This window comes from Psychrobacillus sp. NEAU-3TGS, from assembly GCF_029955155.1.
Lineage (GTDB): Bacteria > Bacillota > Bacilli > Bacillales_A > Planococcaceae > Psychrobacillus.
Map to the genome: position 1 here is coordinate 1 of NZ_JAPNOZ010000003.1, position 15932 is coordinate 15932.

At 37.0% G+C, this 15932-nt stretch carries 15 protein-coding genes, 1 other RNA gene, 1 pseudogene and 1 other annotated feature; of the genes and pseudogenes, 2 read left to right on the top strand and 15 right to left on the bottom strand.

Annotation, left to right across the window (positions count from 1 at the left end):
* Window positions 1-126: 126 nt before the first annotated feature.
* The 9 genes and pseudogenes from OR571_RS00725 to OR571_RS00765 form a co-directional block, all read right to left on the bottom strand.
* Window positions 127-384 (bottom strand): pro-sigmaK processing inhibitor BofA family protein, encoded by a 258-nt coding sequence (locus OR571_RS00725; protein ID WP_282240976.1) that lies wholly within the window; start codon window positions 382-384, stop codon window positions 127-129.
* 63 nt (window positions 385-447) lie between these two features.
* Window positions 448-660 (bottom strand): YaaL family protein, encoded by a 213-nt coding sequence (locus OR571_RS00730; RefSeq protein ID WP_282240977.1) that lies wholly within the window; start codon window positions 658-660, stop codon window positions 448-450.
* Window positions 661-678: 18 nt separating this feature from the next.
* On the bottom strand, window positions 679-1275 hold the full coding sequence (recR, locus tag OR571_RS00735; protein ID WP_282240978.1) for a recombination mediator RecR: 597 nt from the start codon (window positions 1273-1275) through the stop codon (window positions 679-681).
* A gap of 11 nt (window positions 1276-1286) precedes the next feature.
* Window positions 1287-1607 carry a YbaB/EbfC family nucleoid-associated protein gene (locus tag OR571_RS00740; RefSeq protein WP_142541041.1) on the bottom strand — a complete coding sequence of 107 codons (321 nt, stop codon included), beginning with the start codon at window positions 1605-1607 and terminating at the stop codon, window positions 1287-1289.
* A gap of 14 nt (window positions 1608-1621) precedes the next feature.
* A complete protein-coding gene (gene dnaX, locus OR571_RS00745; protein WP_282240979.1) occupies window positions 1622-3370 on the bottom strand; it encodes a DNA polymerase III subunit gamma/tau in 1749 nt (582 codons plus the stop codon).
* Between the two features lie 147 nt (window positions 3371-3517).
* Window positions 3518-3785, bottom strand: an RNA gene (gene ffs / locus OR571_RS00750) — signal recognition particle sRNA large type.
* Window positions 3786-4100: 315 nt separating this feature from the next.
* Window positions 4101-4769 carry a deoxynucleoside kinase gene (locus OR571_RS00755; RefSeq protein WP_282240980.1) on the bottom strand — a complete coding sequence of 223 codons (669 nt, stop codon included), beginning with the start codon at window positions 4767-4769 and terminating at the stop codon, window positions 4101-4103.
* Window positions 4770-4771: 2 nt separating this feature from the next.
* Window positions 4772-5403, bottom strand: a pseudogene (locus tag OR571_RS00760) (deoxynucleoside kinase).
* A 105-nt stretch (window positions 5404-5508) separates the two neighbouring features.
* The gene (locus tag OR571_RS00765; protein ID WP_282240981.1) at window positions 5509-6645 is read right to left on the bottom strand and encodes a glycosyl hydrolase family 18 protein; all 1137 of its coding nucleotides are present in this window, start codon (window positions 6643-6645) and stop codon (window positions 5509-5511) included.
* Between the two features lie 70 nt (window positions 6646-6715).
* Between OR571_RS00765 and tadA the strand changes: the two genes are divergently transcribed.
* Entirely contained in the window at window positions 6716-7192 is a 477-nt protein-coding gene (gene tadA, locus OR571_RS00770) for a tRNA adenosine(34) deaminase TadA (RefSeq protein ID WP_282240982.1), read from the top strand.
* Window positions 7193-7211: 19 nt separating this feature from the next.
* Here tadA and serS read toward each other — a convergent pair whose 3' ends face one another.
* From serS to pdxS, 3 genes are all read right to left on the bottom strand, one after another.
* On the bottom strand, window positions 7212-8486 hold the full coding sequence (gene serS / locus OR571_RS00775; RefSeq protein ID WP_282240983.1) for a serine--tRNA ligase: 1275 nt from the start codon (window positions 8484-8486) through the stop codon (window positions 7212-7214).
* A 54-nt stretch (window positions 8487-8540) separates the two neighbouring features.
* Window positions 8541-8756: a binding site (T-box leader), on the bottom strand.
* 23 nt (window positions 8757-8779) lie between these two features.
* Entirely contained in the window at window positions 8780-9373 is a 594-nt protein-coding gene (gene pdxT, locus OR571_RS00780; protein WP_282240984.1) for a pyridoxal 5'-phosphate synthase glutaminase subunit PdxT, read from the bottom strand.
* A 2-nt stretch (window positions 9374-9375) separates the two neighbouring features.
* The gene (pdxS, locus tag OR571_RS00785) at window positions 9376-10260 is read right to left on the bottom strand and encodes a pyridoxal 5'-phosphate synthase lyase subunit PdxS (RefSeq protein WP_282240988.1); all 885 of its coding nucleotides are present in this window, start codon (window positions 10258-10260) and stop codon (window positions 9376-9378) included.
* 107 nt (window positions 10261-10367) lie between these two features.
* Between pdxS and pdxR the strand changes: the two genes are divergently transcribed.
* The gene (gene pdxR / locus OR571_RS00790) at window positions 10368-11783 is read left to right on the top strand and encodes a MocR-like pyridoxine biosynthesis transcription factor PdxR (RefSeq protein WP_282240985.1); all 1416 of its coding nucleotides are present in this window, start codon (window positions 10368-10370) and stop codon (window positions 11781-11783) included.
* A 497-nt stretch (window positions 11784-12280) separates the two neighbouring features.
* Here pdxR and OR571_RS00795 read toward each other — a convergent pair whose 3' ends face one another.
* The 3 genes from OR571_RS00795 to OR571_RS00805 form a co-directional block, all read right to left on the bottom strand.
* Window positions 12281-13600, bottom strand: a complete 1320-nt coding sequence (locus tag OR571_RS00795; protein ID WP_282240989.1) for a serine hydrolase — start codon at window positions 13598-13600, stop codon at window positions 12281-12283.
* 157 nt (window positions 13601-13757) lie between these two features.
* Window positions 13758-15224, bottom strand: coding sequence for an IMP dehydrogenase (guaB, locus tag OR571_RS00800; RefSeq protein WP_282240986.1), 1467 nt, complete (start codon window positions 15222-15224; stop codon window positions 13758-13760).
* Window positions 15225-15326: 102 nt separating this feature from the next.
* Window positions 15327-15803: a glutathione peroxidase gene (locus OR571_RS00805; RefSeq protein ID WP_282240987.1), complete on the bottom strand. Its 477-nt coding sequence runs from the start codon at window positions 15801-15803 to the stop codon at window positions 15327-15329.
* Window positions 15804-15932: the final 129 nt, after the last annotated feature.

The window sequence follows — 15932 nt, forward strand, 5'->3', positions numbered from 1 at the left end:
TATATCTTAACGTTTTGCATGTTCAGTTTTCAATGTTCATGTTGTCCGCCGTTTTGTTTACCTCTTGGCGACTCCTACTATATTACTCTCTTCATTTAAATAAGTCAACACTTTTTCTAAAGTTTTTTAAAGTAATATAGAAATAGCCACAACAGAAGCTACTCCAGGTATTCCTAATACTGCTACTACTGCACCCGTGAACAAATTAACAGGGATTGTATAGCCGGCTAAACCTAAAAGTAAGTGCACACCGTATAATAGTAAAATAGAAAAACCGATACGAAACAAGAAAATGGATAATCCTTCTACGATCCCGGAAAAAGATTTTCTAAACATAATAAGCAATAGTAATACTAGCGAGCCACCAATGATAATTAAATTCATGAATATCATTCCTCTCATAAAATAACTATCTATTACTGTATGAAGCTAGTACTACTATTATACTTATTTTAATATCACATTCCGGATCTTTGCTTCTTTATATAGATAGAAGTGAATACTCTCTGCAATTTTTCTTTTTGCCATCGCCTCTAAATTATAGTCATTCAAGTAATCCTCTATCCGTTGAGCCTGTTGCCAGTCTTCTTTTGTTTCTTGCATTAACTTTACAAATTGTTGATCGAATTCTTTTTTTAACTTTGCTCGTTGAAAAAACATAATAGTATAGCATCCCCTTTACAACTCACGGCGACCTTCTAATGCTTTAGATAAAGTTACTTCATCCGCATATTCTAAATCTCCACCTACAGGCAAACCGTGTGCAATTCTCGTTGTTTTAATACCAGAAGGCTTTACGAGACGAGAGATATACATTGCTGTTGCTTCTCCTTCTATTGTAGGGTTAGTTGCTAAAATCAATTCTTCCACCTGTGTGTCCTGCAGCCTCTTTAAAAGAGAAGGTACATTAATATCTTCCGGACCAATTCCATCCATCGGTGAGATAGCACCATGAAGCACATGATATAAACCGTTATAGTCCCTCATTTTCTCCATAGCTATGACGTCCTTTGTATCTTGGACGACACAAATCGTCGACAAGTCACGTTGTTGGTCTTGACAAATATGACAAGGATCAATATCCGTTATATGGCCACAAACAGAGCAATAAGTTAAATTTCGTTTAGCATCGACTAGTGCTTTTGCGAAATCTAAAACAGTGTCTTCTTTCATTGTTAATACAAAAAATGCCAGACGGGCCGCTGTTTTCGGCCCGATTCCTGGCAATTTCATAAAACTATCTATTAGTTTCGATATTGGTTCAGGATAATGCATCTTTTTTCCTCCTAGAACATACCAGGAAGGTTCAATCCTTTCGTGAATTGACCCATTGTGGCATTCGCTGTTTCATCTGCTTTTTTCATTGCTTCGTTTGTTGCAATAACGATTAAGTCTTGAAGCATTTCAATATCTTCTGGATCTACAACAGTTGGATCTAATTCTACTTCTAGTACTTCTTTATGACCAGACACAACGACTTTCACCATTCCACCGCCAGCTAAAGCTTCAAAGCGTTGAGTTCCTAGTTCCTCTTGTGCCTCCGCCATCTTCTTTTGCATTTTTTGCATTTGTTTCATCATACCTTGCATATTTCCCATTCCACGCATTATTAATTTCCTCCTTAGTCATCATGTACTTCTACAAATTCTTTTCCAAATAATTTTTCAGCTTCTACAATTAAAGGATCTTCCGAAATTTCTTCCATTCCTTGTAGAAGCTCCATTGCTTCTGTCGGCCCTGAAGTAGCATCTTCCGTACTTCCCGCGTTACCTGGTTTCAAACCATTTTGACGTATAAACTCTTCTCTGATCTTCAACCAATTTTCCTCAGGCACGTATACGACCTCGTATACAGTACCCGTTAAATTTGCAATTAACTGAGGAAAGGAAGAAGAAAAGGTTTTATTCTCCATGGCCATTTGACAGTGAATTTCATATTTAAATTTTAACACAAATGCACTAGAAGATGCTGCTACTGGTTCAGCATCATTTAATAATGCCGCATGTGATTTTTGAAGTTGTTGCAAAATATTGGCCCATTGAGCTTTAATCGTCTGGATATCACTTTTTGTTGCCGTTTTTAATATCTCTTGAATACGACCACTAGAAACCTTTACACCACTATTCGACTTTTGTCTTTGTCTTTTTGGTTGTTCTTGTGTCGCCGCATTTGCTTGTGGTATTATCCCTTGGCTAATTTGTTGTTGGAGCTGCTGGATCTGACTCTCCAATGCTTTTACTTTCAGCTCAAGTTCTGAATTACTTTCGGTAGTTACTAGGTTACCTCTTGGAACTTGCGCTAGTCTTATAATTGCTGTTTCTAAATATACTTTGGCGTGATTAGAAAAACGCATTTCCTGTTGGGTATTCGTTAATATAGAAATACTTTTATACAAAGTATCTTCCGCGAATTTAGAGGCTAACTCTTGAAACATAGTATCTCCTGTCGCAATTTCCAACAACTCTGTTTGTTCAGGTGCAACAAGTAATACAAGTAAATCACGATAAAAGGTAATAAAATCCTCTGTTAAACGAACCGGATCTTTTCCATCTTCTATTAACTGTTCTACACAGCTAAGTGCCTCCGCTACGTCCTTCTCAATTAATGCATTTGCTAATTGGAAAAATACATCCTGTCCTATAGAACCAGTTACTAATAATGCATCTTCTAGCGTCATTTTTTCTCCACTAAAAGACACTACTTGATCGAGCATGCTTAGTGCATCGCGCATTCCACCAGCTGCTGCTTGTGCAATTACTTTCAACACATTTTCATCGTATTCAATATTAGCATCTGTCAATACTTCTTTCATTCGTGAAACAATATCAGATGAAGTAATTCGTTTAAAATCGAAACGCTGGCATCTTGATATAATCGTCAATGGAATCTTATGGGGTTCAGTCGTCGCTAAGATAAATACTGCATGTGCTGGTGGTTCTTCTAATGTTTTTAACAAAGCATTAAATGCACTTGTGGAAAGCATATGCACTTCGTCGATAATATACACTTTGAAACGTGCATTGGAAGGGGCGAAACGAACTTTTTCAATAATTTCTCGCATTTCTTCTACTCGAGAGTTAGATGCTGCATCAAACTCGATTACATCTGTATTAGATCCTTCCGTAATGCTTTTACAAGTTTCGCAAGTATTACAAGGTTCTTTTGCTGGACCATTTTCACAATTTAAAGCTTTAGCAAATATTTTCGCCGCACTTGTTTTTCCTGTACCGCGCGGACCTGAGAATAAATACGCATGGGTCGTTTTATTGTAAAGGAGGGCATTTTGAAGAGTTTGCTTAATATGAGATTGACCAGACATTTCTGCAAATGACTGTGGCCTGTAAGCGCGGTAAAAAGCTTGATACGACAACAAATTCCCCTCCCTTTCTTTAAATAGTCCATAATGATTTTATTATATCATAAAGCGACTATGACTTCTTCCATTAATAGATGGCTTTTTTCTATAAAAAAACTCACCCGCCTATTAGACGAATGAGTTGATAGTTTTATTATTATGCCGTGCACCTTCCTTCGCTTGAAACACATAAGCGGCACCCTTGTCGTTAACTCGGCTTAGGCTACCCCGCGGCACATGAGAAAGCACCACTTAATGCTGCTTCCTTCCGGACCTGACATGGTTCATGGGCACTCATTGCGCAGGACCCAAACGTCAACATCACGTGCAAATACCAGACCCTACATGTATTCAACCTCAGAGAAGGAGTTCAGTCTCGCTAGAGCGGATTGCGAGTTACAAGACACCGCTACCTTCCCACCTAGCACGGCATTAACTAGTATACTTTTTTTATAAAGAAAAATCAACGAAAACGTTTTTTTATTATATCTACTAGCTTTATTAAAAATATTATTAAATATGTTGACTTTGTTTTTCAAACATGATAAATTTGTTCTTGTACAGGCGGGTCATACCGCGCGGGGGTTCGAATCCCTCTTCCTCCTCCATTTTAAATACACACACGCATAAATTAGAGATTGAATTCGTTGCAATGGTAACGAATTTTTCTTTCTAGTTACTATTCAGAATATTACATATTTAATTATATATTAAAACCTCCCACCAATTGGCGGGAGGTTTTATATTATCTACGCAACGTTGCAGTTTGTTCCATAAAATGACCAATTCTTTCAATAATCATTTCTACATTTTCTGGATTTTTTACAATGTCATAGTCGTTTATATTTAAACGAAGCACCGGACAACCATTAAAAGAGTCAATCCATTTTTCATAACGTCCGTGCATTTCTTCCCAATAAGCAACAGGTGTTTGCTGCTCCATTGGACGACCGCGATCATGAATGCGATCAATAATATTATCTAAAGTTCCTTCTAAGTAAATCAATAAATCAGGGTGTGGGAAATACGGTGTCATGACCATCGCTTCAAACAAGCTTGTGTAGGTCTCGTGGTCTACCGGATCCATCGTTCCTTTTTCTTTATGCATTTGAGCAAATATACCGGTGTCCTCGTAAATGGATCGGTCTTGGATAAATCCTCCGCCATATTCAAACATTCTTTTTTGTTCTTTAAATCGCTCTGCTAAAAAGTAAATTTGTAAATGAAAACTCCATTTAGAAAAATCTTCATAAAAGCGATCTAAATACGGGTTTGCATCTACTTTCTCAAATGAGGTTTTAAAATGAAGTGCATCCGCAAGTGCTTTGGTCATTGTAGACTTCCCTACACCAACTGTTCCTGCAATTGTAATAACTGCATTAGAGGGGATGCCATACTTCTCTCTTAAATTCATACTTATAAACTCCTTCTATGCAATGTTGCATCTACTTGATCTAATATTAGTTGTAAGTCTTGTCCGTTTTGAACAAAATCTATTTTGTCGCCGTCTAGTCTTAAAACTGGAATATGGGGATGTTTTTTTTCAAAGTGATCGATAAACATACGATAATCAGATGAAAGCTGCTGTAAATAATCTGGGCTTATCTTTTTTTCAAAATCTCTTCCACGCATATTAATACGATGAAGAAGAACGTCCAAACTGGCATCAAGATAAATAACCATATTAGGAACAGGCATATCTTTCGTTAAAATTTGATAAATAGATTCATACTTGTCATATTCTACTTCATTTAGCGAACGTTTAGCGAAAATTAGATTTTTAAAAATATGGTAATCGGCTATTACTCCTTTATCTCTCGATAAATACTTTTTCTCTATATCACTTAATTGTTTATAACGATTACATAAAAAAAACATTTCCGTTTGGAAACTCCACTCAGCAATATCATCATAAAATTTATTTAAAAAGGATTTTCATCCACAATTTCTTTTAGCAATTCAAATTGATACGTTTGTGCAATTATATTTGCTAAGGAGGTCTTTCCAACACCTATGGGACCTTCTACCGTAATAAATGGAATAGACATAATTTTACCCTCACTCTAATATTTCAAATCGTGCCCTTTATTTTAACATAGCTAGAAAATAAAAAATAGAATATAGTTGCCTTTCCAAAGAAAGACAACTATACTCTATTTTTTATTCATCCGAAACATTTCCTGTAGCAAATACCAGTTTTGCGGAAAATCAAAACCACTATGCCAATAGGCTATCCCTAATAACTTTAACTCTTTCAACAATTTAAATTTTGCTTCAATGGATCTTGCATCCTCAAACCAAACTTCATGCTCTTTTCCATCTAACCAATAATGAAAATAAGGAGCTTGTGCAACTTTATCATACTCAATAGCAGCATTTCGGTTTTTAGCTAATTGGATTGCTTGTTGCGGACTTAATGCTTTAGCAATTGGATTGCCCTGTTTATATGGTAATGTCCAGTCGTATCCATACAAATTTTGTCCCATCATAATTTTTCCAGGTTCTATTTCAGTTACTGCATATTCTAATACTTTTCGAACCGGACCAATTGGAGAGACAGCCATAGGTGGTCCTCCGCTATACCCCCATTCATATGTCATAATGACAACAAAATCGACTACTTCTCCTATTCCTTTATAATCAAACCCGCCATACCATTTACCATTTTGTTCAGCGCTAGTTTTCGGAGCAAGTGTTGCAGAAATTGCATACCCTTTTGCAAAATCCTTAAATTCTTTCAAGAAATTCACATAGTTTTCTCTGTCCTCTTTATCTATATATTCAAAGTCCACGTGAATATGTTTTGTTCCTCTTCTTTCCGCTTCGGCAACTGTTTGTGCAAATAGATTATTCCTCACTGTCTCATTTGTGAAAATAGTATGTGCTAATGTATCACTAAAAGCATAGTTCTCAATATTAACTAGTACAATAACAGTCTCTACTCGATGTGTATTGGCAACTTCGGTCAAGCCACCCCAATCCATAGAAGTTAAAGAGCCGTCCCTCTTCACTTCATAAGCAAATGGCATCATGTAAGTTAATTGATCCGCATTTTTCTCTACTTGATCAATGACACTTTGGGATGGTGCTTCGGTATACCACTCTACATATAAATTTGTCTCAATCATTGGCCGATCTGGACTAGGGGTCGATGGTAAAACAAGTGCCTGACCAACGACTAATACATCAGGGTCTGGTAGTTCATTTATAGAGGCAAGTGTAGCAGTATTTGTACCAAAACGCTTCGCGATTGCATATAAACTATCTCCTTGTTTCACTATATATATCAATCGATCACTCCTTCAACATACAATATGCAGAACATAAATGAAACATGCTACACTATGCATAAGGGGTTGATTGAAATTGGATGAATATTATATGAGCTTAGCAATTGAAGAAGCAAAAAAAGCAGCTGCTATTGGAGAAGTACCAATTGGGGCTATTGTTGTATATCAGGGTGAAGTAATTGCAAAAGCCTATAATTTAAGAGAGACTACGCAAAATGCAACAACCCATGCCGAATTATTAGCAATTCAAGAAGCATGTGCGAAAATTGAAAGCTGGCGATTAGAGAATACAACTTTATATGTAACACTCGAGCCTTGTCCTATGTGTGCAGGAGCTATTTTACAGTCTCGTATTCCACGCATTGTATATGGAGCAAGAGATGCAAAAGCAGGTTGTGTAGATTCGTTATATCGCCTTTTAAATGACAATAGATTTAATCATGTATGTGAGGTAACAGAAGGTGTTTTAGCGGAGGAATGTGGAAGCCTACTTACTCAATTCTTTCGAAATCTTAGAGCACAAAAAAAGAACCAGAAGCGATTATAGTTTCTGGTTCTTTTCTTTGTTACTTAATAACAGTTTTACCGCCCATATATGGCACTAAAACTTCTGGTACAACTACTGTTCCATCTGGTTGTTGATAGTTCTCTAAAATAGCAGCAACAGTACGTCCTAGTGCAAGTCCACTTCCATTCAAAGTGTGCACATATTCTGGTTTAGCGCCCGTCTCTCTTCTAAAGCGGATACCAGCACGACGAGCTTGGAAATCCTCGAAGTTACTGCAAGAAGAAATTTCTTTGTACTCTCCGTAACTTGGTAACCAAACTTCTAAATCATATTTTTTGGCAGCGGTAAATCCTAAATCCGCTGTACACATATGAAGTACACGGTATGGTAAACCTAATAACTGCAACACTTTTTCTGCATGGCCCGTAAGTAACTCCAACTGCTCATAAGATTCTTCTGGCTTTACAAAACGTACTAGTTCTACTTTGTTAAATTGATGTTGACGTATTAAACCTCTTGTATCGCGTCCTGCAGATCCTGCTTCTGAACGGAAACAAGCACTAAAAGCAGTAAATGCTTGAGGTAATGCTGCTCCATCTAAAATCTCATCACGGTAAAAATTCGTTACTGGAACTTCTGCAGTTGGGATTAAGAAATAATCTTCTTCGTTTATTAGAAATGCATCTTCTTCAAACTTTGGTAGCTGACCAGTACCAGTCAAACTTGTGCGATTTGCTAAATAAGGAGGAAGCATTTCTTCATAGCCGTGCTCTTCGGCATGCAAATCCATCATGAAGTTTATCAAAGCACGCTCTAGTCTTGCACCCAACCCACGATAAAAGGCAAAACGACTTCCCGTTACCTTAGCTGCACGTTCAAAATCAACTATTTTTAAATCAGTGGCAATATCCCAATGTGCTTTCGTTTCAAAATCAAATGAAGGCACTTCTCCCCATGTACGAATTTCTACATTATCATCTTCTGAATCGCCAATCGGAACACTATCATGTGGGATATTTGGAACGCGCATCATCATATGATCAAACTTTTCTTCCACTGCACGTAATTCGTCATCCAATGCTTTGATCTCATCCCCAACTTCACGCATACGAGCAATAATATCATCTGCATTTTCTTTATTACGTTTCATTTCTGAAATTTTTTGAGAGAATTCATTTCTTTCGGCCTTTAGTACTTCTGTTTTAGCAATCAGTTCTCTGCGTTTTTGATCTAATGGTTGAAATTGATCAAATTCAGAAATTTCTTCTCCACGTTTTGCTAACTTCGCTTTTACTGCTTCGTAATTTTCTCGTACAAATTTCACGTCTAACATGTAAATTCCTCCTAATTTTTAGTCAAAAACGACAAAAAAGCCCTCATCCCTTATAAAAGGGACGAGAGCATACCCGCGTTGCCACCCTGATTGACTTGACCATATGTCAAATCCGCTTGTAAAATAACGGCTTTTCAACCGGATACGACTTACTAACCATTCAGTCGCTCAACTCAAAGGATGGATTCACAAGGGTTTCTGCCAGCTTCCACCAACCGCTGACTCTCTAAAAAAAACGTGCTTGTTACTACTTCCTATCATCGTTTTTTAATCATGAAATTACTATCACTTTACTATACAGCAACTCTTTTGGCAAGCGATTCCTTTACCATTTCAGTAAAATATGCAGTAATACGATGATCGCTCGTTAACTCTGGATGAAAAGAGCATCCTAGTAAATGTCCTTGTCTAACCATCACTATTTTGTCTGCATGCATTGCAAGTATTTCTACATCTGACTCTACTTCTACAATATGGGGGGCTCTTATAAAAACAGCAGGAAAATCAGTTGCGATATCCTTCACTTCAAGGTTTGTTTCAAAACTATCTACTTGGCGACCAAAAGAATTACGCTCTACTGTAGCATTTAATACACCAATATGTGAAAAATCATACCTAACTATTTTTTGAGCAAGTAATATTAGACCTGCACAAGTACCAAACATAGGCTTTCCTGCTGTAGCAAATTCTTTAAGAGGTGTAAGCATATTATGTCGATCCATTAATTTACGCATGGTTGTACTTTCTCCACCTGGTAAAATTAAACCGTCTACAAGTTTCAAGTCATCTTTACCTTTAACGATGATTGCCTCTACTCCACAAGCTTCTATAGATCTAATATGTTCACTTACCGCACCTTGAAGTGCTAAAACTCCTATTTTAACCATCATTACCACCCTCTATCTTGCATACGCTCTTCAGCCGACAAACGGGAAATTTCAATTCCCTTCATTGGAATTCCTAAGTCTTTAGAAATCTCTACGAGCAAATTATAATCTTGATAATGTGTCGTAGCTTCCACAATAGCACGTGCAAATTTCTCAGGGTTTTCTGATTTGAAAATACCTGAACCTACAAATACACCATCTGCTCCAAGCTCCATCATTAAAGCAGCATCTGCTGGGGTTGCAACACCGCCTGCTGCAAAGTTTACAACTGGCAATTTACCATTATGCTTAATTTGTAATAATACCTCATATGGTGCTCCTAAAATTTTTGCTTCTGTCATCAGTTCATCTTCGTTCATATGAACAATTTTACGAACATGTGCATTCACTTTACGTAAATGACGAACCGCTTCTACGATATTTCCCGTTCCAGGTTCTCCTTTCGTACGAAGCATGGAAGCACCTTCCCCAATACGACGAGCTGCTTCTCCTAAATCCTTACATCCACATACGAATGGAACCGTAAATTCACTTTTACGTAAGTGATATTCTTCATCTGCAGGTGTTAATACTTCGGATTCATCAATATAATCGACACCCATCGCTTCTAAAATACGTGCTTCCGTGATATGCCCAATACGTGCCTTTGCCATTACTGGAATAGTTACCGCACCCATTACTTCTTCCATAATACGTGGATCTGCCATGCGAGCAACCCCACCTGCTGCACGAATATCTGAAGGTACACGTTCTAGTGCCATTACTGCAACAGCACCTGCTGCTTCCGCAATTTTCGCTTGCTCTGCATTGATAACATCCATAATAACGCCACCTTTTTGCATTTCAGCCATTCCACGTTTTACTCTATCTGTACCTGTTTGATTGATTGTCATATTTTTTCCCTCCAAATTGTTATAATCTTTAGTATAATAAAATATGACCATATGAAAAGTATCAGAATGTATAAAATTGAAGTGGTCAGATAGGTGATAAAATGGATTTTCTTATGTTTCAGCTTGAAACGGACTCAATAATTCCTCTATATGAACAATTATATACAGAAATAAAACAAGCAATTATTAATGGAACAATTGAAGAGGGCGTTAAACTTCCTTCGAAAAGAAAACTAGCAGAGTATTTATCGGTGAGCCAAACGACAGTTGAATTTGCATATAGTCAATTAGTTGCGGAGGGGTTTATCTCCTCCGAGCCGAGAAGAGGTTTTTACGTACAAAATTTAGCAGAATTAGCGTTGATCGAACAACGTACTTCTATCAATGTTCAAGATGAAGGTTCTAGAGATAGTTATTCGATTGATTTTTCACCTGGTAAAATTGATACTGATTCTTTTCCTTTTAGCATTTGGAGAAAATGTTCTAAAGAAGTTATTAGCGAGTCTAACAAAGACTTACTCTTACTTGGTCACCCACAAGGAGATTATACGTTAAGGCAGCAAATCTGTACTTATTTGTATCAATCTAGGGGAGTTAGATGCACTCCTGAACAAATAATTTTAGGATCAGGAACAGAACAACTCATGCCATTAATCATCCGTTTATTAGGAGAGAAAGCCGTTTTTGGTATTGAAAATCCTGGATATCCGCTAACCCATCACTTGCTTTTAGATGATCGAGAAAAAACGGTACCAATCTCGGTAGATACAGATGGAGTTATCGTTTCACAATTAGAGCACTCTAATGCGAATGTTATGTATGTAACACCTTCTCATCAATTTCCTACAGGAGCCGTTCTTTCAGCAACCCGTAGAACCCAATTGCTATCCTGGGCATACCAAGCAGAGAACCGTTACATTATAGAAGATGACTATGATAGTGAGTTTAGATATACAGGCAGACCAATACCCTCATTACAAGGTATCGATCAAAACGAACGTGTCATTTATTTAAGCACATTTTCAAAATCATTAATGCCTTCTCTTCGAATAGCTTATGCGGTATTACCGAAACAGCTTATTGTAAAGTACAAACAAAAATATTCCTATTATGCTGCCACTGTACCTCGAATGGATCAGCAAATACTCTCCAAGTTCATGGAGTCAGGCTATTTTGCAAAACATCTAAATAAAATGAGAAAAATATATAAAAGGAAATTAGAAATAATAACTAAAACCATTGCAGCATATGACCCTCTCGTTACAATTTCTGGTGAGCAAGCAGGTATGCATCTTTTATTGACCTTCGAAACTGTAAAACCGGAAAGTGAACTTATTGCATATGCAAAACAAGCAGGTATACGCGTATATGGCATACAAGAATACGTGTCTACTCCAGACAATTTATTTAATAAGCCGAAAATTGTATTAGGATTTGGTGGAATCCAAGTTGAAAAAATTGAAACTTCCATTGAACAACTAATGGAGGCCCTAAAAATAAAAAAGTTATCATCGTAAAAGATAGTTCACACGGTAGAGGAAAACTGTGCGGTAGTCATCGGCGTCTCACTCCAAGTAAACTTGTTGTATGAAAAATGGTTGCTTTCAGACTAGAACTAGTTGCTTTCGTCAGCTGTTTGGTTGCCCTTAGCCATTTATTGGATCTACAAACGCTAAATACTATTTATGGTTTTGTTTTTAGCAAGTCGTTCATATATAAAAAAGAAATTACCATTGATTTTTACTGTAGGCGGCGACTCCTGCCGGATGAGTGGGCTAATGAGACATTCCAACGACGCCCTAAGCGGAGGGAGTGGTTCATCGCACACCCGGCGGAAAGCGTCCGACCTGCAGTGAAAATCTAACGGACACTTCATCAACCACCTACTTCGCAGTATCCCTAAAAAACGATAAACTAGTTGTTCTTTAGAGAAGCCAAAAGATAAGTCAGAATTGAATAGAAAAAAAGCACTGTAGCTCGATGTTCGAGTTTACAGTGCTTTTTTATTTTTTACTTAAAATAATCCGCCAATAAAATCCGTTGTGCTTCCCCACAAATTAGCGAAGAATTTCCCGATTCCTTGGAACATTAAACTAATCCAGCTAGCTCTTTCTACTGCTTCAGTAGTCACAACGTCCACTTCTGTCGCCTGATCGAGAATATAACCGTAGTCAGTTCCTTCTGTTTTTTCTAAATGTACTTTTCCAACTACCGTGCCTTTTTTAATACCAGCTTCCAATTTATCCGCTTCTGGTGTAAACACAGGCTTGTACAAATCTTTTTCATTTGTCTTAATGACCATTGAGATTGGCTCTTTAACAGCAATGGCTACTGTATCTTCTTTTCCTTTTTCTACAGACAATGTTTTGTGTTTAGGAATTTTATACCCTGCTGGGACAATTTCTTCTTTTGAAAATTGACTAAATCCATAGTCAAATAATGCTCTTGTAGCATCAAACCGTGCTTTATAAGAACCTGCACCATTTGCATCTACAGCTTTCATAACAACGGCAATTACCCGCATTCCATTTCTTGTAGCTGTTCCAGTAAAGGAATGTCCTGCAAATTCTGTCGTACCTGTTTTTAGTCCATCTACGCCTTCATACTCATAAACTAAACCTGGCAACATCCAATTCCAGTTACTCATTTCAATTGCATCTGAAGTCCCTTCACGGAATGTTTTTTTAGGTATTTTGGTCGTTTCTAATACTTCTGGATAATCTTTCATTAACAAGTATGCCAATTTTGCTACTGACTTAGCTGGCATAATGTTTTCGTCATTCGCTCCCGTACTAGCTGGGTGCATGCCTTGTAGATCTGCATTATTCAAACCAGTGGAATTGACAAATTTATAACCAACTAAACCCATTTCTTTAGCTTTATCATTCATTAGTTTTACGAAATTTTCTTCTGTTCCAGCAATAGTTTCAGCAATTGCGATTGTTGCAGCATTAGCCGAATAGATAGCCATCGCTTCATACAATTCTCGAATCGAATAAGTACCATCTTGTCGAAGAGGAACATTACTTAAACTACGATTTTGAGAAACTTTATATGTATAATCTGTTACAGAGTATTGTTGATCCCATGTAATTTTTCCCGATTCAATCGCTTCAAATAGTAAATACTCTGTCATCATTTTCGTCATACTAGCTATGCCCAATGATGCATCTGCATTTTTTTCATACAAAATTTTACCTGTTTCTGCGTCAATTAAAATTGCAGCATCGACGTTTAAATTTAAATTATCCTCTGCTTTTGTAGCAGTCGGTATTCCACATATAACTGAAACAAGAAGCATCGGAAGTACTAGCCACTTAATCACTGATGTCATCCAAACTTTCTTCACTACTGTACCTCCACTATTAGTTTTTCTCCATGCTCATTTTAACATACTTTGTCCTATAAGCGCTTATGTAATTAAAAAAGCACCCATTCGACCTAGATTATGACGTCGGATGAGTGCAAAAGTTTCGATTTATACATAAATCTTAAGAAATAGAATAGTTTGGAGCTTCTTTCGTAATTTGCACATCGTGCGGGTGACTTTCACGAAGTCCAGCACCAGTCATACGAACAAATTGTGCATTTTCACGTAATTCTTCTAAATTTGCTGTTCCACAGTATCCCATTCCTGCACGAACACCACCTAATAATTGATGAATCGTATCAGAAAGTGGACCTTTGTATGGAAGACGGCCTTCAATACCTTCTGGAACTAGTTTTTTCGCCTCTTCTTGGAAGTAACGATCTTTTGATCCTTTTTCCATAGCAGCAATGGATCCCATTCCACGATATACCTTAAAACGTCTACCTTGGAAGATTTCTGTTTCTCCTGGACTTTCCGTTGTACCAGCAAGTAAGCTTCCTAGCATAACAACATGTCCACCAGCCGCAAGAGCTTTTACGATATCTCCAGAGTATTTAATACCTCCGTCTGCAATAATCGTTTTACCTGCTTTACGAGCTTCTGTTGCACAATCATAAACCGCAGTAATTTGAGGAACTCCAACTCCTGCAACAACTCGAGTTGTACAAATTGAACCTGGTCCAATTCCTACTTTAACTACGTCTGCACCTGCTTCAAACAATGCACGAGTTGCTTCACCAGTTGCAACATTTCCAGCAACGATATCTAAATCAGGATAGGCTTCACGAATATTTCTTACTGTATCCATAACTCCTTGAGAGTGACCGTGTGCAGTATCAATAACAATCACATCTACTTGTGCTTCTACAAGTTTTTCCACACGAAGCATTGTATCTTTTGTTACACCAACAGCTGCTCCTACTAGTAAACGCCCAAGATGGTCTTTTGCTGCATTAGGGAATTCAATCACTTTTTCAATATCCTTAATGGTGATTAACCCTTTTAACATGCCATTTTCATCAACAATCGGTAACTTTTCAATTTTATATTGCTGTAAAATTTTCTCTGCATCTTCGAGTGTAGTGCCAACTGGTGCTGTTACTAATTGTTCCTTTGTCATTACTTCATCAATCTTTAAAGAATAATCTTGTATAAAGCGTAAATCACGATTTGTAATAATGCCAACCAATGTTAAATCTTCTTCATTATTTACGATTGGAACACCAGAAATTCTATATTTCCCCATTAAATGTTCTGCGTCGTAAACTTGATGAGATGGCGTTAAGAAGAAAGGATCTGTAATAACTCCATTTTCAGAACGTTTAACTGTTTCAACTTGCTCTGCCTGTTCTTCAATGCTCATGTTCTTATGAATAATCCCTAATCCACCTTGTCGAGCCATTGCAATTGCCATTTTAGCTTCTGTTACAGTATCCATACCTGCACTTATTACCGGAATATTTAACTTAACTTTTGAAGTAAGTTGAACGGATAAATTGATATCTTTTGGTAATACCTCTGATTGAGCTGGAACTAACAAAACATCGTCAAATGTTAAACCTTCTTTTTGAAATTTAGACTCCCACATTTCTAATTTCCTCCTTCTATAACTGAATATTATTACAAGGTTATCAGCGTGCACGTCTAGTGTCAAGAACCCTTAAATTAAACATTAATTCGGATTTTTCTATTAAGTTATTTTTAAAATATCTCTTTCCATTTTTAGGGGAGGTGTTTGTGGAGCATATCTCCCTACTACATTTCCTTCTTTATCAATTAGAAATTTTGTAAAATTCCACTTTATACCATTAGATAAAAATCCTTTTTGTTCTGCTATAAGGTATTCAAATAATGGATGAATATCGTTTCCTTTAACATCTACTTTTGCGAACATTGGAAAAGTAACTCCATGATTAAGTTGACAATACTCCAGCGTTCTACCAATATCCTCAAACTCCTGGTTGTTAAATTGATTGCAAGGAAATCCTAGTATCTCTAATCCTTTATCATGATATTTTTCATATAACGTCTGAAGTTCAGTGAACTGTGGTGTAAATCCACAATGACTTGCCGTATTTACGATTATTAATGGTCTACCCTTGAACTTGCTTAAAGGCACATCTTCCCCTTTTATATTCTTCACCGTAAATTCATATACTGTTGTCATTTTTTACACTCCCTCATTAGTCTTATCTATACAATATTTCTTTATGCATTCTTACACAAGACATTTGGATATAAAACTAGTTAAAATAAAAAAGCCGCTACCGATAACTCGGTAACGACTTTTTATATT